This window comes from Burkholderia sp. MSMB617WGS (assembly GCF_001532025.2).
GTDB lineage: Bacteria > Pseudomonadota > Gammaproteobacteria > Burkholderiales > Burkholderiaceae > Burkholderia > Burkholderia savannae.
In genome coordinates this window covers 156,063-175,666 of sequence record NZ_CP013457.1, presented here as the reverse complement: position 1 = coordinate 175,666, position 19,604 = coordinate 156,063, and the positions used below count along the sequence as shown (strand labels likewise).

Below are 19,604 nucleotides of genomic sequence, written 5' to 3'. Positions count from 1 at the left end.
ATCGCACGCCGCATCGCGCCGAAGCCGCGGCGGCCGCGTCTTGCGCCGCGTCAGCAGGCCAGCGCGCCGCGCAGCGTTTCCGACGGCCGCGCGCCGAACATCCGCCGATAGTCGGTCGCGAACTGGCTCAGATGCCAGAACCCCCACGCGGCCGCGACGTCCTGCACCGAATCCGCCGCGCGCCCGCGCAGGTCGCGCCGCACGCCGTTCAGCCGCAGCGCGCGCAAATAGGTGGCGGGGGCCATGCCGAGCACGTCCTGGAAGCAGTACTGCAACGTGCGCCGGCTCACGTGCAGCTGCTCGCACAGCTCCGGCACGCCGACGGGCCGCGAGCGGTGCGCGAGCACGTAATCGCGCGCGGCCGCGACGATCTTGCGCCGCCGCGACGAATGCTCGACGGTCGCGTCGGCGGCGGGCGACGCGCACAGGTCGAACAGCGCCGCGAGCACTTCCGCCTGCAGATCGTTGCGCGCGCAGTCGGACAACGGCGCACCCGCCGCGCTCATCGCGTCCGCGTCGTCGAGCCGCTGCGCGAGCAGCGCGCAAAGCCGCGTGAGGCGCGCCTCGCCGACCTTCACGACGGGCATGAGCGGCAGCCGCTCGTCGAGCCCGCAGCGCTCGACTTCCTCCGCATAGCGGCGCAGCACCGCGCCGCGCACGACGACGCCGAAGATCGAGAATTGCGCGGGCGTCAGCAGCTCGAACTCGACGTTGCCGGGGCGAAACGCAAGCGCATCGGCGGCGATCGGCCGCGCGTCGATGCGCGCCGCGCCGTCGCGCGCGACCGGGATGCCGAACCAGTACGCGTCGCCGCGCACCTCGCACGCCTGCCGCAGCGTGTGGCTCGTCGTCTCGCGGAACACCTTCATCGTGTCGAGCGGCAGCTCGGTCAGCGTGCCGACGAAGCGGCCCGCCGCGAGCTGGTCGTAGGCCTGGCGCCAGCCGATCAGGTTGCGCGCCTGCTCGTCGGCGTCGTGCGCGACGCTGACGAGCGCGCGCCCGGCCGTGCCGTCGCCGTCCGCGCTGCGTCCCGTGTCCTCCGCCGTCGTCTCGGCGCCGGTGTGCTCGTGATCCATCGCGCCCCCTTTTTGCGTCGCTGAAGCTGAAACGATCCGTCCGATTACGCAATTCCCATGCCGAAGCGTAGCGTCGCCAAAATCGCCGGTCTCGTCTTCACGCTGTGCCGCAACTGAACAATCGGCGCGCGGCGGCTGTTCAACGGCGGCGCAGCCGTGCGCGCTGTGTCGCGCCGCCCACGCGCCGGGCCCCGCGCCGGCGCGCCGATGCACCGTCTCATGGCCCGCTGGCACGGTTTTGGCGTAAGGAGGCGCGTCGCGCACGTCGCGCGGCGCATCACCGATACCGACATGCGAGGAGCAACGATGAATCACGCGGACATGCAACACCTGAACATCGAATTTCCGTACCGCAAGCAATACGGGAATTTCATCGGCGGCGAATGGGTCGCCCCGGTCGGCGGCGAGTATTTCGACAACGTCTCGCCCGTCACCGGCCAGCCGTTCACCGCGATCCCTCGCTCGCGCGAAGCCGACATCGAGCGCGCACTCGACGCCGCGCACGCGGCGAAGGCGGGCTGGGCCGCGACGGGCGCGGCCGAGCGCGCGAACGTGCTGCTCAAGATCGCCGACCGGATGGAGGCGAACCTCACGCGTCTCGCGGTGGCCGAGACGATCGACAACGGCAAGCCGCTGCGCGAGACCACCGCGGCCGACGTGCCGCTCGCAATCGACCACTTCCGCTACTTCGCGGGCTGCATCCGTGCGCAGGAAGGCTCGATCGCCGACATCGGCGGCGACATGGTCGCCTATCACTTCCACGAGCCGCTCGGCGTCGTCGGCCAGATCATCCCGTGGAACTTTCCGCTGCTGATGGCCGCGTGGAAGCTCGCGCCCGCGCTCGCGGCCGGCAACTGCGTCGTGCTGAAGCCGGCCGAGCAGACGCCCGCGTCGATCCTCGTGTTCGCCGAGCTGGTTCAGGATCTGCTGCCGCCCGGCGTGCTCAACATCGTCAACGGCTTCGGGCTCGAGGCGGGCAAGCCGCTCGCGTCGAGCAAGCGAATCTCGAAGATCGCGTTCACGGGCGAGACGTCGACAGGCCGCCTCATCATGCAGTACGCGAGCGAGAACCTGATCCCCGTCACGCTCGAGCTCGGCGGCAAGAGCCCGAACATCTTCTTCGCCGACGTGATGGACCGCGACGACGGCTACTTCGACAAGGCGCTCGAAGGCTTCGCGATGTTCGCGCTGAATCAGGGCGAGGTGTGCACGTGCCCGTCGCGCGCGCTCGTCGAGGAGAGCATTTACGAGCGCTTCATGGAGCGCGCGTTGAAGCGCGTCGAATCGATCAAGCAGGGCCATCCGCTCGACTCGCAGACGATGATCGGCGCGCAGGCGTCGGCCGAGCAGCTCGAGAAGATCCTGTCGTACATCGACATCGGCCGCAACGAAGGCGCGCAGTGCCTGACGGGCGGCGAGCGCAACGTGCTCGGCGGCGAGCTCGCCGAAGGCTATTACGTGAAGCCGACCGTGTTCCGCGGCCACAACAAGATGCGCATCTTCCAGGAAGAGATCTTCGGGCCGGTGCTCGCGGTGACGACGTTCAAGACCGAGGACGAAGCGCTCGAGATCGCGAACGACACGCTCTACGGCCTGGGCGCCGGCGTCTGGACGCGCGACGGCAACCGCGCGTACCGCGTCGGCCGCGGCATCCAGGCGGGCCGCGTGTGGACGAACTGCTATCACGCGTATCCGGCGCACGCGGCGTTCGGCGGCTACAAGCAATCGGGCATCGGCCGCGAGACGCACAAGATGATGCTCGATCACTATCAGCAGACGAAGAACCTGCTCGTCAGCTACAGCGAAAAGCCGCTCGGGTTCTTCTAATCCCGCCCGCGGGCAGCGGCGCGCGCCGGTTGCGCGTGATCGCTATCGGTTTCTGCTGCCCGCGTTGCCGGAATTCAAGCGCCGCTATCCGGAAATCGAGCTGGATCTCGACTTCCGGGCTTCAACGATTGGCTCGTCGACATCGCCGAAGGCGGCTTCGACGCGGTGATCCGAAGCGGCGCGCTCCGCGATTCGGGCCCGATGTCGCGCCGCCTCGGGCCGTTGCGCTTTCTGCTGCGCGCATCGCCCGCGTACGTCGCGCAAGCCGGCGCGCCGCGCACGCTGCGCGACCCGACGCGCACGGATGCGTGCGCTACGCTTTCCGACGACGGGCAAGCTGCAACCGTGGGCGCTGCTGCCGGACGGCGGCGAACCACCGAACCTGCGCGCCGCGATGACGTGCAACGACATGGAAGCGCTGCGCGCCGCGGTGACGGCGGGTTTCGGGATCGGCTACAGGCCGGGCTTCCTCGCGCGCGCCGCCGGCGCGCCTACTCCGCCGCCAGACGCTCCGCTTCCGCCCGCGCCGCCGGCAGCAACGCATCGCTGTCGTCCTTGAGCCCGACGCCCGTCAGCCCGAGCCGCCGTGCGTGCGTCAGCAGATAGTGCAGCTTGTGCGCGGCCGCGTCGTGCGGCAGCCCCTCGGCGCGCACGTTCGAGATGCAGTTGCGCTGCGCGTCGTGGCAGCCGACCTTCGGCGCGTACGTCAGATACACGCCGAGGCTGTCCGGCGAGCTCAGGCCCGGCCGCTCGCCGATCAGCATCGCGACGAGGCGCGCGCCGAGCAGCTCGCCGATCTCGTCGCCGAGCGCGACGCGCGCCTGCCGCGCGACGACGACCGGCCCGATCCGCCAGCCGTCGAGCTTCGGCCGCACCGCGCTCAGGAGCGGCAGCGCCTGCTTCGCGGCCGCGAACGCCGACAGCCCGTCGCCGATCACGAACACGACGTCGGGCGCGTCGCCGAGCGACGCGCGGTGCGCGGCGAGCAGCGCGCGGCTGTCGTCCGACAGCTTGCGGCCGAGATCCGGCCGGCGCAGGTAATGCTGCCGATCCGGCGCGGCGCTCTGCACGCCGAGCGTCGGCAGGCCGGCCGCTTCGATATCGCGCCGCAGCGCGTCGGCGTCGAGCGGCTGGTGAACGGCGTCGCGCGCCTGCGCATGCGACAGGTTGAACGCGAGCAGCGGCGCGGTCGGCAGGCTGTTGCCCGCGCGGCCGAGCGCGATCCGCGCGTTCGTGAACGACTTCAGTTGCCCCCACGGGTTCTTTTCGACCGCGTCGCTCATGCGGAAAGCCCCATCCAGTCGTTCGCGCCGGCGAGCAGCGGCACGCGCGTCGACGCCGCGCGCAGCGCGCCGTGCGCGTCCGCGATCTCCATCGTCTCCAGCCATTCCTCGAACTCGGGCGCGCGGCGCAGGCCGAGCACCTCGCGCACGTACAGCTGATCGTGAAACGACGTGCTCTGATAGTTGAGCATCACGTCGTCCGCGCCGGGAATGCCCATGATGAAGTTGATGCCCGCCGCGCCGAGCAACGTCAGCAGGTTGTCCATGTCGTCCTGATCGGCTTCCGCGTGGTTCGTATAGCAGATGTCGCAGCCCATCGGCACGCCGAGCAGCTTGCCGCAGAAGTGATCCTCGAGCCCTGCGCGAATGATCTGCTTGCCGTCGTACAGGTATTCGGGCCCGATGAAGCCGACCACCGTGTTGACGAGAAACGGCTCGAACGCGCGCGCGACCGCATACGCGCGCACCTCGCAGGTCTGCTGATCCACGCCGTGATGCGCGTTCGCCGACAGCGCGCTGCCCTGGCCCGTCTCGAAGTACATCAGGTTGTCGCCGACCGTGCCGCGCTTCAACGCAAGCGCCGCTTCGCGCGCCTCGCCGAGCAGCGCAAGCGAAATGCCGAAGCTCGCGTTCGCCTTCTCGGTGCCCGCGATCGACTGGAACACGAGATCGACGGGCGCGCCCTTTTCGATCGCCGCGATCGTGTTCGTCACGTGCGTGAGCACGCACGACTGCGTCGGCACGCGGTAGCGCTCGCGAAACGCGTCGATCATCGCGAGCAGCTTCGTGATCGCGGCGAGGCTGTCGGTCGCCGGATTGATGCCGATCATCGCGTCGCCGCAGCCGTACATCAGGCCGTCGAGCATCGACGCGGCGATCCCCTTCACGTCGTCGGTCGGATGGTTCGGCTGCAGCCGCACCGACATCCGCCCCGGCAGCCCGACGGTGTTCCGAAAGCGCGTGACGACGCGGCGCTTCCTCGCCGCCGCGATCAGATCCTGGTTGCGCATCAGCTTCGACACGGCCGCGACCATCTCCGGCGTGAGGCCGGGCGCGATGCGTTCGAGCGCGGCCGCGTCCGCCGCGCTCGACAGCAGCCAGTTGCGGAAATCGCCGACCGTCAGGTGCGAAATCTCGGCGAACGCGTCGCGCGAATGCGTGTCGACGACGAGGCGCGTCACCTCGTCGTCCTCGTAAGGGATCACGGCCTCGTTCAGGAACGCGGCGAGCGGCACGCTCGCGAGCGCCATCTTCGCGGCGACGCGCTCCTCCTCGGTCGCGGCCGCGACGCCCGCGAGCTGGTCGCCGGAACGCAAAGGGCTCGCCTTCGCGAGCAGCGTTTTCAGGTCCGCGAAGCGGTAGGTGCGCGAACCGATCGTCTCCGTATATCGCATCTGGACTCCTTGTCGTAACGGCCGCGCGCCGCCCCCCGGCGCGCGGCGCGCGCGTGGCTACTCCTCGAGCAGCGCGTCGGCGGGCGCGGCCGCGCGCTGCGCGCGCGTCGCGAGGAAGTAGCCGTACCCGAGCGCGACGAACGCGACGAAGATCGACGCGACGAGCGCGTTGAAGTACACCATCGTGCCGAGGCACACGAGCGCCGCGACGAGCGCGAACGCCGGAAAAAACGGATACAGCGGCGCGCGGAACGGGCGCTCCATCTTCGGCTGCACGCGGCGCAGCTTGAACAGCGCGGCCATGCTGACGATGTACATCACGATAGCGCCGAACACGGACATCGTCACGATATTCGCGGTGAGCGTCTGGCCGCCGAACTGAATCAGCTCGTCGCTGTAGATCGCGACGATGCCGACCACGCCGCCCGCGAGGATCGCGCGGTAAGGCGTCTTGAAGCGCGGATGCACCTTCGCGAGCCATTCGGGCAGGTAGCCTTCGCGGGCGAGCGCGAAGATCTGGCGCGAATAGCCGAGGATGATTCCGTGAAACGACGCGACGAGGCCGAACAGGCCGAGCCACACGAGCATGTGCATCCAGCCGCTGTTCGCGCCGACGATGTACTTCATCGCCTGCGGCAGCGGATCGTTGATGTTCGCGAGCTTGGTCCAGTCGCCCGCGCCGCCCGCGAACACCATCACGCCGATCGCCAGCAGCACGAGCGTCAGGATGCCGGCCACGTACGCGATCGGAATCGAGCGCTTCGGGTTCTTCGCCTCCTCGGCCGCCATCGCGACGCCCTCGATCGCGAGGAAGAACCAGATCGCGAACGGAATCGCCGCGAACATTCCGTGGAACGCCCCCACGCTGAAGTGATCCGCGCCCGCCCAGCCGCCCTTCACGAAATTGCTCCACGCGAAGCCCGGCGACACGACGCCCATGAACACGAGCAGCTCGAAGATCGCGAGCAGCGTGACGACGAGCTCGAACGTCGCGGCGATCTGCACGCCGACGATGTTGAGCGCCATGAACACGAGGTACGCGCCCATCGCCGCGTGCTTCGGCTCGAGGCCGGGAAACTGCACGTGCAGGTACGCGCCGATCGCGAGCGCGATCGCGGGCGGCGCGAACACGAACTCGACGAGCGTCGCGACGCCCGCGAGATAGCCGCCAGCCGGACCGAACGCTCGCCGCGCGTACGCGAACGGGCCGCCCGCGTGCGGAATCGACGTGGTGAGCTCGGTGAAGCTGAAGATGAACGTGGTGTACATCGCGGCGACGAACAGCGCGGTGACGACGAATCCGAGCGTACCCGCGCTCGCCCAGCCGTAGCTCCAGCCGAAGTACTCGCCGGAAATCACGAGGCCGACCGCGATTCCCCACAGCTGCCACGTGCCGAGCGTCGGTTGAAGCGCCGGGCGCGCTGCGCCGCCGCCCGCGACGGGGCGGCCATTCGATTCTGTCTGCATGAATCTCTCCTCGAAGGCGGCGGAGCCCGGCGCCGAGATAGGCCCGCCCCGCAACTGAGAATCGATGCTAGTGAGTCATTATTCGACGTGTTATCGAAAATCGGCAAACGTCCGCGCTTTCATTTCGCATACGGAAATGTTTCCGGCTGCCGGCCCGAGCTCGCGCGCGGCGCGGCGGCGTGCGGATCGCATCGCCGAGCGGCGCGCGCATCGGTCGGCGCGTTGCGGCGCCGCGGCGAGCCGCGCATGCGATGCGTGCGAATCGTGCGAATCGTGCGAATCGCGCGGCGCATTCGGCGGGCGCGCGACGCACGAAACGGCGTCGCGTCGCGCGGCGCGCATGGGCGTGCGCCATCCGCAAGTCGCGTGCGCCGCTCGCCCGTGCGCGCCGCACGACGCGACAGCGAACTTGTGTCGCCCGGCACACAGTTCTCCGCCGCGCCAGCCCCTACATTGGGCGCACGCAGTGAGCGTCCCGCGTGTCCCCTTCGGGCGGCGCGCGGCCCTCCCACGTTCGACCATTCCAATCATTCAGACCATGCGGGATTCCTATCTCGATACCGCTCGGGGCGCGGGCATCATCCTCGTCGTGTACGGCCACGTGCTGCGCGGCCTGTTCGCCGCAGGCCTCGTGCCGGCCGGCTGGCCGAGCACCCTGCTCGCCGCGACCGACTACGTGATCTACACGTTCCACATGCCGCTCTTCTTTCTGCTGTCGGGGCTGCACGTGCCGAACTCGCTGCAGCGCGCGAGCGATGGCTTCGTGCTCGCGAAGCTGCGCACGATCGTCTATCCGTACTTCGTCTGGTCGCTGCTGCAAGGCGCTGTGCAGATCGCGCTGTCGTCGCGCGGCATGAATCACGCGTTCACGCCGAACGACCTGCTCGCGATCGGCTGGCGGCCGTTCGGCCAGTTCTGGTTCCTCTACGCGCTCTTCGTCTGCATGCTGGTTGCGTGGGGATGGTCGAAGGTCGCGCCGGTCGTGCGCGTACGCGGCGGCGAGCGCGCCGAGCGGTCGCGCGCGCCGCTCGCCGCGCTCGCCGCGCTCGCGATCGGCGGGCTCGCCGTCGTCGCGTTCGCCGCCGGCTCGTCGACGCGATGGGGCATCGTGTCGATGACGCTCACGTACTTCCCGTTCTTCGCGCTCGGCATGCTGATCGGCGACAAGCTGCCCGCGCTCGTCGAACGCGCATCGAACGGGCTCGCGCTCGCGGCCATCGCCGTCACGTTCGCGGCGGCGGCCGCGTTCGCGCACCGCTTCGGCGAGCCGGACAGCATCTGGGCCGTGCCCGCCGCGCTCGCGGGCAGCGCGCTCGTGCTGCTGCTCGCCTATCGCGCGACGCCGCGCGGCGCGGCGATGTCGCATCGGCTCGCGCATCGCCCGTCGTGGCTCGAAAATGTCGGCTTCGCATCGATGCCGATCTATCTCGCGCATATCCTCGCGACGGCCGCGACGCGCATCGCGCTTGTCAGGCTGGGCGTCGTCGACGTCGATGCGCAGCTCGCGCTCGGCACGCTCGCGGGCATCGCCGGCCCGATGCTGTTCTACGCGCTCGTGCTGCGCGCGGGAATGGCCCGGCTCGTCGGCTTCCCGCCGCTGCCGGCCGGCTATGCGGCGCGGCCGGAGAAGAGCCGCATCGGCAGCGCGGACGCGGCTTGATCGCCGGCACGATCGCGAGCGACGCCAACCGATTCGGCTTCGCCGCGAATCCGGCTCGAGATGCGCAAACGAGCCGCCGCCGTACGCGTGCTCGACCTTCGGCACGACGACGTGATAGCCGTCATGCCACTTGCGAAACCGGCGTTTCGCGTCGAGATGCTCGTGATGCGTCGCGAACGCGCGCAGCGTCGCTTCGTCCCGCCGGTGGCAGCTCGCGTTGAACAACGAGCCGTCGGCCGAGCGGAACCTCGATCTCGACCGTGTCGACGCGCTCTGCAGAAAGCACCCGGTGCGCGCGGTCTACGCGGTGCCGACACGGCGCAACCCGCTCGGCTCCGTGATGTCCGCGTCGAGCCGCGCGCGTCTTGCCGAGCTCGCCGAACGTCACGATCTGCCGGCGATCGAGGACGGCGCCTATGCGTTTCTCGCCGAGCCCGCGCGTAAACCGGTGTTCGCCCATGCGCCCGATCGCACGGTCTACGTGTCGGGGCTGCCGAAGAGCGTCGCGTCGGGCCTGAGATTCGGCTTCGTCGCCGCACCGGAGCGCCTCGTGCCGGCGCTCGGGCGCACGATTCGCGTGTCGACGTGGAATACGCCGTCGCTGACGGTTGCGCTGGCATGTGCCAGTGGATCGAAGGCGGAATCGTCGACTCGCTCGAGGATCGCAAGCGCAAGGATTCGATGCGCGGCGCCGGCAGACGCTCGCGCGCCGAATGCGAGACGGCGACGCCGTCTCGCATTCGGCTTCGTACTATCTGCGGCCCGCGATGCCCGAAGCGTTGCGCGCGGACCAGGTCGCGGCGGCGCTCGAGCGCGACGGCGTGCCCGTGACGACGGCCGAGCCGTTCTCGAGTGCGCCGAGCGCGCCGCACGCGCGGCGGATCGCGCTCGGCTCGGTTGCGCCGGAATCGCTCGAAGGCGCGTTACGCAAGGTCCGGCGCGCCGTGCTGGGTTGACGCGCGCCGCAACGCCTCATGCGCGAGCGGCGAGCGCGGGACGCTCGCGGCCCGATCCCGTCGACGCCGCGAAAGCGACAAAGACAGCGCGCGGGCGATCGTCGCGCGATTCGCCCGCGCGCCGCCCGCGGCATCACTCCTGCTTGCCGCGCTGATTGAACCAGCGATCGAGCAGCTTGCCCGCCGCTTCGCGGCCGCCGAGGCCGAACGACAGCGCAACCGCAACCGCGATCGCGCCGAGCACGAGGCCGAACGCGAGCTGCACGATCTCGTTTGCGATGCCCATCGCGCGCAGCCCCATTGCGAACACGAGGCCGAGGATCGCGAACTGCGCGATGCGCGACAGAAGCCGGCTGTGCTCGTTGTCGGCCTGCTCGATCACGCGGCGCGCGAGGCCCGCGAGCCAGAAGCCGATCACGAGGATCACGCCGCCCGTCAGCACGTGCCCGCCGAATTCGATGAAGAGCGTGACGACGTCGCGCACCTGCGTGAAGCCGAGCCGGTTCGCGGCTTCCACCGCCGCGAACAGCATCGCGAAGAAGACGATCAGCCGGCCGGCGAGCACCGACGGCTGCAGCATCCCGGAGAACACGCGCCCGACGCCGAGAATCGCGGGCAGGCCGTCGACGCCCGCGGCGACGAGCAGCTTCTGCACCAGCGCGCCGACGAAGCGCGCGACGTAAAACGTGACGAGCAGGATCACGATGGCCGCGACGATGTCGGGCACCGCGTTGAGGAACTGGCCGAGCAGGTCGGTCGCGGGCCGCGAGATCGCCTCGATCTTCAGCGCGTCGAGCGCGGAGATCAGCGTCGGCACGAACACGAAGATGAACACGACCGTGCCGATGAGGCTCGAGATCTTCACGGGCGTCGGGCTGTCGACGCTTTGCGTGAGCCTGTCGGCGCCCGCCGCGACGAGCAGGTTCGTGACGAGCCCGCGCAGGATGCGCGCGACGAGCCAGCCGACGAAGCCGATCACGGCCGCGGCGAACACGTTCGGCACGATCGCGAGGATCTTGTCGATCATCCCTTGCACGGGCGACAGGAGGCCGTTGAGATCGAACGCGGCGAGGATCGCCGGAATGAACATCAGGATCACGAGCCAGAACAGCACGTCGCCGAGATACGAGCTCATCGGCCGCATCCCGGCCGTCTCCGACAGCTTGCTGTCGATCTTGCTCGCCTTCAGCGTCTTGTCGGCCAAGCTGCGCAAGAGCGACGCGATCAGCCACGCGACGAGCGTGAGCGCCCCGCCGCCGAGCAGGTTCGGCAGATAGTTGATGATCTTCGTGACGAGAAGCGAGAACGGATTCGAGATCGCGTAGAGATTCAGCACGTTGAAGATGCCGACCGCGGTCACGAGCAGGATGAGCCAGAACAGGCCGCCCGCGATGATGCTCTCCACCTGCGCGCCCTGGCCCGTGCTTTCGGCGATGCGCGCATCGACTTTCAGCGCGCTCAGCAGGCGGCGCACGCCCGCGCGGACGATCACGGCGATCAGCCAGCCGATGATCAGGATGCCGAGCGCGCCCGCGATCTTGGGCAGATAAACGCCGAGCGTGCTCTGCATCGACGTCAGGAAACTGGATGAATCCATATGTGCTCTCCCGAAAAGCGTGATGTTGCGTTGGACCTCGACGAACAACCTGCGGACTCCGAAGAAAAAACGGGCTCCGCAGCCGGCGACCTTACACGGGGAACGATGACGGCTTCAATCGTGCTTCACTGTACTCGAACTTTAATCTAAGGGAACGATCCTGCTGATAAAAATCGCATGTCGAGATGGCGTGGCGATGCATGGCGTGCGCTCGCGCAATGAAGCGGGCGCGATAGCCGCGTGGTCGGCACGATCCGTTGGCGGAATGAAGGCCGCGCGCGGCGCGCATTCTCGCCGGCATGTTGCAAGCATGAAACGGACCGGGCGATTGCTGGAAGAATGTGAACCGATGCGCGTGCGCCGCGATTTGCCGCCGCGCCGCGTCGACGCGAAAGGCCTCTGTTCGTTAGGCGCGCCAGGCGCGGGAATTGCAGGGCGATTCGACGCGTCGGGTAGCGGTTGCGGTCCTGCGCGCATCGCGCGGACACGCCAACGACATTTGCGCGGCATCGGCGCGCCGTCGTGTGAATGAAGGGTTCGCGTCGTTCGTCTGCGCGCCGGGGCGCGAGCGTATCGGCAGGTATGCGCGCCGTGACTGCGATTGCGATTGCATCTGCATCTGCATCTGCGTCTGCATCTACGTCTGCGTCTGCGTCTGCGTCTGCGTCTGCGTCTGCGGTTGCGGTTGCCATCGCGAATATGACAACGCCGCGCCGAATGCCGCGATGCCTCTGCTCCCGGCGCGCGCCTCGACTCGATTGCGTCGATTCGCACGCGAAGCGCGAAAGCCGCCGCGCACGCGGCTTCCGGTTTGCTTGGCCGCGCTTCGGAGCGTGCCGGCCAGTCAGCGGGCGGCCGGCCCGACGCCGGCCGCCGATCACGCTCGCGCCTGCGAGACGGCGGCCCCGCATTGCGGGCAGAAGCGCGCGGACGCATCGAGCAACGCGCGGCAAGCGCCGCACGCGGCCGGCGCTTGCGATGCGCCGCACTGCGCGCAGAACTTCGCATCCGCGCCGTTGATCGCGCCGCACTTCGCGCACGCGGCGCTCTGCACGGGCAAGCCGGCTTCGCGGCGAGACGAAACGCCATCGCGCCCCCAGCCGTCTTGGCGCCGCGCATCCTGCCGGCCCCAACCGTGGCCGCCGTGACTTCCGTGGCCGCTGCCATGGCCACGCCCGTCACCGCCCATCCCGCCGCCGTGATGGTCGCGACTGCCGCCATTTCCGTGATGCCCTGCGCCGACGATCCGCTTGAGCCAATCCATTGCCGCCTCCGTTCATTGACCGCGGCGCAGCAGCCGCAAGCCGTTGCCGACGACGATGAGGCTCGCGCCCGCGTCGGCGAACACCGCCATCCACATCGTGCCCATTCCCGCGATCGTCAGCCCGACGAACACCGCCTTCACGACGAGCGCGAACGCGATGTTCTGCACGAGCACGCGATGCGTCGCGCGCGACAGCCGCACGAACGCCGGGATCTTGCGCAGGTCGTCGTCCATCAGCGCGACGTCGGCCGTCTCGATCGCGGTGTCGGTGCCCATCGCGCCCATCGCGAAGCCGATGTCGGCGCGCGCGAGCGCCGGCGCGTCGTTGATCCCGTCGCCGACCATCCCGACCGCATGGCCGCCCGCCGCGAGCTCGTCGACGACGGCGAGCTTGTCCTGCGGCAGCTGGTTGCCGCGCGCGTCGTCGATGCCGACCTGCTGCGCGATCGCTTCCGCCGTGTGCGGGTTGTCGCCCGTCAGCATCGCGGTCTTGATGCCGAGCGCGTGCAAGTCGGCGATTGCGGCGCGGCTCGTGTCCTTCACCGTGTCGGCCACCGCGAAGAGGCCGAGCACGCGCGTGCCGTCGATCAGCATCACGACCGTCTTGCCCTGCCGCTCGAGCTCGTCGAGGCGCGCCTCGAGCGCGGGCGTGCAGCACTCGAGCTCTTCGACGAGGCGGTGATTGCCGAGCCAGTACGGCGCGCCGTCGATGTTGCCGCGCACGCCGCGGCCGGGAATCGCCTCGAAGCCGGCGACGTCGAGGAACGACGCGCCGTTTGCGCGACCGGCATCGCTCGCGCCGGCATCGGCCGCGCCCGCCGCCGCGACCGCCTGCGAAACCGGGTGGTCCGAACGCGCGGCGAGGCTCGCGGCGAGCCGCCGCACGTGCGCGACGTCGACGTCGGCCGCGCGCATCTCGAAATCGGTCTGCACCGGCTTGCCGCGCGTGATCGTGCCCGTCTTGTCGAGCGCGAGCCACGCGAGCCGGCGCCCCTGCTCGAGATATACGCCGCCCTTCACGAGGATGCCGCGCCGCGCGGCCGCGGCGAGCCCCGAGACGATCGTCACGGGCGTCGAGATCACGAGCGCGCACGGGCACGCGATCACGAGCAGCACGAGCGCGCGATAAATCCAGTCGCGCCACGCGCCGTCGAACACGAGCGGTGGCGCGATCGCGACGACGAGCGCGATCGCGAACACGATCGGCGTGTAGATGCGCGCAAAGGTGTCGACGAAGCGCTGCGTCGGCGCCTTCGCGCCCTGCGCCTCCTCGACCGCATGGATGATCCGCGCGAGCGTCGTGTTGCTCGCGACCGCCGTCACGCGATACTCGAACGAGCCGGCCTCGTTGATCGTGCCCGCGTACACCGGATCGCCCGCGCCTTTCTCGACGGGCAGGCTTTCGCCCGTGATCGGCGCCTGGTTGACGGTCGAGCGGCCGGCGACGATTTCGCCGTCGAGGCCGATCCGCTCGCCGGGCTTCACGCGCACGACCGCGCCGAGCGCGACCTGCGCGGCCTCGACGGCCGCCCACGTGCCGTCGGGCTGCTTCACGGTCGCGGTGTCGGGCGCGAGCCGCATCAGGCTCTGGATCGCGTTGCGCGCGCGATCGAGCGAGCGCGCCTCGATCAGCTCGGCGACGGTGAAGAGCACCATCACCATCGCGGCCTCGGGCCATTGGCCGATCGCCATCGCGCCCGTCACCGCGATGCTCATCAGCGCGTTGATGTTCAGGTTGCCGTTCGTGAGCGCGATCCAGCCCTTGCGATACGTGCCGAGGCCGCAGGCCGCGACCGCCGCGAGCGCGAGCGCGGCGGCAAGCCACACGGGCAACTGCAGCCACGTGGCCGCCTCCGACGCGGCCGCCGCGACGCCCGCGACCGCGAGCGGCCACCACGGCCGCGGCGCTTCGGCCGGCGCGGCCGACGACGAACGGCCGGCTGCGCCGTTATCCGCCTGCTCGGGCGTCATGCCGAGCGAGCGGATCGCGCGGGCGATGCCGGCTTCCGCGCCCGGCGCGTGCTCGACCGTCAGCATCCGCTGCATCAGATTGAATTCGAGCGCCGCGACTTCGGCCATTCCGCCGAGCTTCTTGCGGATCAGCGTCTCCTCGGTCGGGCAGTCCATCTGCATGATCCGGAACGCCGAACGCACGCGGCCGTCGGCGGCCGTTTGCGCGCCGGGCAGCGGCGCGAATGCGACCGGGGCGGGCGCGCAGCAGGCGGCGCCGGCGCCGGCGTGGTCGTGGTCGTGGTCGTGGGCGTGGTCGTGGGCGTGGGCGTGGGCGTGGGCATGATCGCCGCCGGCGTGCGGGCCGTGATCATGGCCGCGCCCGCACGAATCATGAGCGCGCGATCCGGATTCCCGGCTTGCATCCAAGTCGATGCCGCCGCGCCGATGATCGTGAGAACAACAACCGTCCGCATGCGGCCGAGCCTGGCCGTCGCCACGAAGCAGCGCTTCGCTGGTCGCTTGGGCCTGCGCCTCGCGCCGATCGGCGCGGTGATCGTGCTCGCGGGAATCGGCGTCGGCATGCGCATGGCCGTCGGCGTGATCGTGCGCGCAACCCGCATGCCGCGCATCGGCTTGGCGGCCTGAATCGGTTGCGCTCGTCAGCTCGCGTTCGTGCGCATGCCCGCTCCGGCCTTCCACGCGCGCCGCGTCGTTCCGGGCTTCGCTCCGCGCGCCGCATTCATGCGCATCCGAGTGCGCTTCGGCGCGCGACGGCTCGCGCACGTCGTGCGGATGCGCGCGAACGTGTTCGGATTCGAGCGTACGCGGCCGGTCTTCGGCCCGAGTGGCCTCGGTCATGGCAACCTCCTCAGTAACTGACGGTGTACAGTTAACACCCTGAAGTCACTACAAGGTCAACCCTTTTTGTAAGGAGATTCGAATGAAGATCGGCGAACTGGCGAAAGCGGCGCGATGCACGCCCGAGACGATTCGTTTCTATGAAAAAGAGGGGCTGATGCCCGACGCGGAACGGACCGACTCCAACTACCGCAGCTACACCGACGCGCACGTCGAGCGGCTGCGCTTCATTCGCAACTGCCGCGCGCTCGACATGACGCACGACGAGATCCGCGCGCTGCTGCGCTTCACCGACGATCCGGCGGACCGCTGCGATTCGGTCAACGCGCTGCTCGACGAACACATCGGCCACGTCAACACGCGCCTCGCCGAGCTCCAGCACCTGCGCGCGCAGCTGATCGAATTGCGCGAGCGGTGCCAGGGCGAGCACGCGGTCGAGGACTGCGGGATCGTGCATGGGCTCGCGACGATGGAAACGCCGGACATGCCGGGCAAGCGCTCGCACGTCGGCTGACGCGCTGCGCCCGCCGCCGCTCCTTTGGCCGTGGGCATTACGCAGCTTGCGTTAATTTATATCTAGTTCTAATATTACTAGAAATTAATTAACTATTCACGGTATGGCTCGATACTCACCGCTGGCGCTCGTCGTACTCGCGATGCTCACCGAAGCGCCGATGCACGCGTACCGAATCCAGCAGCTCGTGAAGCTGCGCGGCAAGGACGAGGTGGTCAACGTCAAGCAGCGCAATAGCCTTTATCAGACGATCGAGCGCCTGCAACGCGACGCGCTGATCGCCGTGCGCGAAACCGAGCGCGACGGCGCGTTCCCGGAGCGCACCGTCTACGAAATCACCAGCGCCGGCCGCGACACCGCGCGCATGTGGCTGCGCGAGCAGCTCGCTCAGCCGGCGCGCGAATATCCGTCGTTTCCGGCTGCGCTGTCGGTGCTGCCGCTGCTGTCCGCCGACGATGCGCGCCGCCACTTCGAAGCGCGCGCCGCCGCGCTCGAGGCCGAACTGGCTCGTCTCGACGAAGCGCACGACGCCGCGCTCGCGATGCAGATCCCACGGCTGTTCCTGCTCGACGGCGAACTCATGCGGGTGACGCTGGAAGCCGAGCTCGAATGGGTGCGCCGCGTCGTCGAGCATCTGAAGGTCGGCGCGCTCACGTGGAGCGAAGCGTGGCTGCGCGAGGTCGCCGCCCGGTTTGCGCAGGCGGATGCGTCGGATTCGGAATGAGCGGGCCGGGCGCCGACGGGGAACCGGGTGAGAGGCGCGCCATTCGCTGCAGGCGATGCCGCCATGGCGGCTGTTGGGCGTTGGGCCCGCCATGTTCGGCTGGTGACGTTCCGGTTGTGACGCTCGGCCTGTCACGCGCAGCTCGCTGCGTTCGATCTGCGTGACTTGGCGTTTTGGCGTTTTGGCGTTTTGGCGGTTGGCGTGCGGCGTGCGGCGTGCGGCGTGCGGCGTGCGGCGTGCGGCGTGCGGCGTGCGGCGTGCGGCGTGCGGCGTGCGGCGTGCGGCGTGCGGCAGCGATGATACGAAAGATCGCTGCGCCCGCAACGACGATCACGATCGCGAAGGCGCCCACCATCGGCTGCAACGCGGGCCAGCGCCGCGCCCTCAGGCGGAAGACGCTCGCACACACGGGGCAACGCCTGCCCCGATCGCGCTACAACACCTTCCCGGGATTCAGAATCCCGAGCGGATCGAGCGCGGCCTTCATCGCCCGCATCACGCCGATCTCGGCCGCACTGCGCGAATACGCGAGAAACGGCCGCTTGTGCACACCGATCCCGTGCTCGGCCGATATCGATCCGCCCATTTCACGCACGACCCCGTAGACGGCGCGCTCGACGCTATCCGCGCCATGCGCGGGCAGATCGGCGAGCGACACGCCGACGTGCACGTTGCCGTCGCCGACATGCCCGAAGCACAGACACACCGCATGCGGCCAACGCGCGCGCAGCGCGGCGTTGCAACGTTCGGCGAACGCGCCGAGTTCCGCGACCGGCAGGCTCACGTCGAAATTGAGCAGATGCGGCAGCGCATCGATCGCGAGCCCTTCGCGCAGCGTCCACATATCGCGCGCCTGCCGCTCCGACGCGGCGAGCGCCGCATCGGTCACGAGGCCGGCGTCGAAGCATGCGCCGAGGCATTGCTCGAGCGCGTCGCGCGCGTCGGCATGCGCGCCGCTCGCCGCGCATTCGATCAGGATGACGAAATCGCCGTCCGCGCCGAACGGCGCGGTCAAGCCCAGCGTGTTCTCGGCAACGTAGCGATAGAACGCCGGCCACATCGCCTCGAAGCTGACGACGCCCGGCAGCGCCGCGCGCACGTCGCGCCAGAGCCGCACGAGCGTGCCGTAATCGGGCACTCGACACAGCGCCGTCGCGTGCCGCGCGAGCGGCGGATGCAGCCTCAGCACCGCGCGCGTGACGATGCCGAGCGTGCCTTCGCTTCCGATGAAGAGCTGCTTCACGTCGTAGCCGGCATTGTTCTTCAGCACCTTGTTCAGCGACGTGACGATCGTCCCATCCGCCAGCACGGCTTCGATGCCGAGCGTCTGCTCGCGCATCATTCCGAAGCGGATCGCGCGCGTGCCACCCGCGTTGGTCGCGAGCATGCCGCCGATCTGGCACGAGCCGCGTGCGCCGAGATCGACGCCGAACGCGAAACCCGCCGCGTCCGCCGCTTCCTGAACCGCTTGCAGCGTCGTGCCCGCGCGCACGGTCATCGTGCCGGCCGCCGCGTCGATCTCCTCGATTCCGGCGAAGCGCTCCATCGAGAGCACGACTTCGCCGCCGAGCGCGACACCGCCGCCCGCGAGCCCCGTCAAGCCGCCCTGCGGCACGACCGGCTGCCGCAGCCGCGTGCAAAGCGCGAGCGCGCGCGACACGTCGTCGACGCAGGCCGGCCGCACGAGCGCGAGCGGGCGGACGCCGGGCGCTTCGTTATACGCGGTGAAATAGCGCGGCTCGATCGCGGCCGAGCGCGTGACGAGCGCGGCGCCGAGTTCGTCGACGAGCGCTGATTCGATCGCGTGCGCGCGAGCGGCAGCTTCGGTGGTTTCGGTGGTTTCGGTGGTTTCGGTGGTTTCGGTGGTTTCGGTGGTTTCGGTGGTTTCGGTGGTTTCGGTGGTTTCGGTGGTTTCGGTGGTTTCGGTGGCTTCGGTGGCTTCGGTGGCTTCAGCGGCTTCGGCCATCTCCGCGGCAGCGGCAATCGCAACGCTTGCCGCTGCGCGCAGCGCCCCGCCGCTCACGCCGGCGCCCGCGCTTGCGCCGGATGCCGCGCCGATTCGACATGCATCGGATAACGAAACGGCTGTAGCTGTAATCGATGCATCCGGCGCGACGCCGGCAGCAACGCCATCGCCATTGCCATCGCCCGCCGCATCGGCACCGATCGCATCCGCGCCGGCCGACGAATCGCGCGTCGCCCGCTCGCTCATCGCGCCGCCTCCGTCACTTCGTCGAGATGTCGATGTCGCCGAAATACTTCCGGCCGAGCGCCTTCACGGTGCCGTCCGCTTTCAGCTTGTCGATCGCGGCGTTCAGGCGCGTCTTCAGCGCATCGTCGCCCTTGCGCAGCCCGAATGCGATGCCGCCGCCGAGAATCTTGTCGTCGCGCACCGGCTGCCCGACGAACGCGAAACCCTTCGCATCCGGCCGCGACAGGAACCCGCGCTGCCCCGCCGGCGCAAGCACGAGCGTGCCGTCGAGGCGGCCCGCGGTGAGATCCGCGTACGCCTGGTTCTGGTCCTGATACGCGACGATCCGCACGCCCGAGCCCGCCCAGTGCGCGTTCGCGTACGCCTCCTGGATCGAGCCCTGCAACACGCCGATCCGCTTGCCCTTCAACGATTCCGGCGCCGGCGCGAGGCCGCTGTCCGCACGCGCGATCAGCTGCGTCGGCACGCGGTAGATCACCGTCGTGAAGTCGATCGCCTGACGGCGCTGGTCGGTCGCGTTCATCGCCGAGTTGATCGCGTCGAACTTGCGCCCCTGCAGCGCGGGAATCAGCCCGTCGAACGACGTCTCGACCCACTTGCACGCGAGCTTCGCCTCCTTGCAGACGGCGTTGCCGACGTCGATGTCGAAGCCCTGCAGCTCGCCGTTCGCCGCCTTCGATTCGAACGGCGGGTATTGCGCTTCGAGACCGAAGCGCAGCGTTTGCGAAGCCTCGGCGCGCGCCGCGCCGCAGCCCGCGACGACGCCCAACGCGCATGCGAGCGCCAGCCAGATTTGCAGTCGTTTCATCGATGATTCTC

Annotated in this window: 13 protein-coding genes and 3 pseudogenes; 6 read left to right on the top strand and 10 right to left on the bottom strand. The window is 69.4% G+C overall.

Features of this window, described 5'->3' with window-relative positions; all coding sequences use genetic code 11:
• Positions 1-50 precede the first annotated feature (50 nt).
• A complete protein-coding gene (locus tag WT60_RS00870; RefSeq protein ID WP_038752979.1) occupies positions 51-1,076 on the bottom strand; it encodes a helix-turn-helix domain-containing protein in 1,026 nt (341 codons plus the stop codon).
• A 306-nt stretch (positions 1,077-1,382) separates the two neighbouring features.
• Here WT60_RS00870 and adh point away from each other — a divergent pair, with 306 nt between their 5' ends.
• Positions 1,383-2,903 (top strand): aldehyde dehydrogenase, encoded by a 1,521-nt coding sequence (gene adh, locus WT60_RS00860; protein WP_038752981.1) that lies wholly within the window; start codon positions 1,383-1,385, stop codon positions 2,901-2,903.
• A gap of 43 nt (positions 2,904-2,946) precedes the next feature.
• Positions 2,947-3,387: pseudogene (locus WT60_RS35000) on the top strand (LysR substrate-binding domain-containing protein); the annotation flags it as partial.
• 7 nt (positions 3,388-3,394) lie between these two features.
• On the opposite strand, the gene eutC reads toward WT60_RS35000, so the two are convergent.
• From eutC to eat, 3 genes are read right to left on the bottom strand one after another with little or no spacing between them, the layout of a single operon-like run.
• Positions 3,395-4,186, bottom strand: coding sequence for an ethanolamine ammonia-lyase subunit EutC (gene eutC / locus WT60_RS00850; protein WP_038752982.1), 792 nt, complete (start codon positions 4,184-4,186; stop codon positions 3,395-3,397).
• Positions 4,183-5,580 carry an ethanolamine ammonia-lyase subunit EutB gene (locus tag WT60_RS00845; RefSeq protein WP_038752984.1) on the bottom strand — a complete coding sequence of 466 codons (1,398 nt, stop codon included), beginning with the start codon at positions 5,578-5,580 and terminating at the stop codon, positions 4,183-4,185. The genes eutC and WT60_RS00845 overlap by 4 nt, the downstream gene beginning before the upstream one ends.
• A gap of 57 nt (positions 5,581-5,637) precedes the next feature.
• Positions 5,638-7,047 (bottom strand): ethanolamine permease, encoded by a 1,410-nt coding sequence (gene eat / locus WT60_RS00840; protein ID WP_038752986.1) that lies wholly within the window; start codon positions 7,045-7,047, stop codon positions 5,638-5,640.
• Positions 7,048-7,585: 538 nt separating this feature from the next.
• Between eat and WT60_RS00830 the strand changes: the two genes are divergently transcribed.
• Positions 7,586-8,707 (top strand): acyltransferase, encoded by a 1,122-nt coding sequence (locus WT60_RS00830; RefSeq protein WP_060356263.1) that lies wholly within the window; start codon positions 7,586-7,588, stop codon positions 8,705-8,707.
• A gap of 27 nt (positions 8,708-8,734) precedes the next feature.
• Here the strand turns inward: WT60_RS00830 and WT60_RS34995 are convergent.
• Positions 8,735-8,953, bottom strand: a pseudogene (locus WT60_RS34995) (antibiotic biosynthesis monooxygenase); the annotation flags it as partial.
• Positions 8,954-8,957: 4 nt separating this feature from the next.
• Between WT60_RS34995 and WT60_RS00820 the strand changes: the two are divergent.
• A pseudogene (locus WT60_RS00820) lies at positions 8,958-9,663 on the top strand (aminotransferase class I/II-fold pyridoxal phosphate-dependent enzyme); the annotation flags it as partial.
• A 133-nt stretch (positions 9,664-9,796) separates the two neighbouring features.
• Here the strand turns inward: WT60_RS00820 and WT60_RS00815 are convergent.
• The 3 genes from WT60_RS00815 to WT60_RS00800 all read right to left on the bottom strand — a co-directional run bounded on the left by WT60_RS00815 (position 9,797) and on the right by WT60_RS00800 (position 14,981).
• Positions 9,797-11,260 carry a mechanosensitive ion channel gene (locus WT60_RS00815; RefSeq protein ID WP_038752990.1) on the bottom strand — a complete coding sequence of 488 codons (1,464 nt, stop codon included), beginning with the start codon at positions 11,258-11,260 and terminating at the stop codon, positions 9,797-9,799.
• An 877-nt stretch (positions 11,261-12,137) separates the two neighbouring features.
• Entirely contained in the window at positions 12,138-12,524 is a 387-nt protein-coding gene (locus tag WT60_RS00805) for a zinc ribbon domain-containing protein (RefSeq protein ID WP_038752992.1), read from the bottom strand.
• Positions 12,525-12,536: 12 nt separating this feature from the next.
• On the bottom strand, positions 12,537-14,981 hold the full coding sequence (locus WT60_RS00800; RefSeq protein WP_060356273.1) for a heavy metal translocating P-type ATPase: 2,445 nt from the start codon (positions 14,979-14,981) through the stop codon (positions 12,537-12,539).
• Between the two features lie 436 nt (positions 14,982-15,417).
• Between WT60_RS00800 and cadR the strand changes: the two genes are divergently transcribed.
• The gene (cadR, locus tag WT60_RS00785) at positions 15,418-15,849 is read left to right on the top strand and encodes a Cd(II)/Pb(II)-responsive transcriptional regulator (RefSeq protein ID WP_038752994.1); all 432 of its coding nucleotides are present in this window, start codon (positions 15,418-15,420) and stop codon (positions 15,847-15,849) included.
• A gap of 103 nt (positions 15,850-15,952) precedes the next feature.
• Complete coding sequence (locus WT60_RS00780) at positions 15,953-16,573, top strand: PadR family transcriptional regulator (RefSeq protein ID WP_059645350.1); 621 nt, start codon at positions 15,953-15,955, stop codon at positions 16,571-16,573.
• Between the two features lie 433 nt (positions 16,574-17,006).
• Here WT60_RS00780 and WT60_RS00775 read toward each other — a convergent pair whose 3' ends face one another.
• Both WT60_RS00775 and WT60_RS00765 read right to left on the bottom strand, forming a co-directional pair.
• Complete coding sequence (locus WT60_RS00775) at positions 17,007-18,539, bottom strand: FAD-binding oxidoreductase (protein ID WP_236860842.1); 1,533 nt, start codon at positions 18,537-18,539, stop codon at positions 17,007-17,009.
• Positions 18,540-18,798: 259 nt separating this feature from the next.
• Complete coding sequence (locus WT60_RS00765) at positions 18,799-19,593, bottom strand: ABC transporter substrate-binding protein (RefSeq protein WP_038750205.1); 795 nt, start codon at positions 19,591-19,593, stop codon at positions 18,799-18,801.
• Positions 19,594-19,604 lie beyond the last annotated feature (11 nt).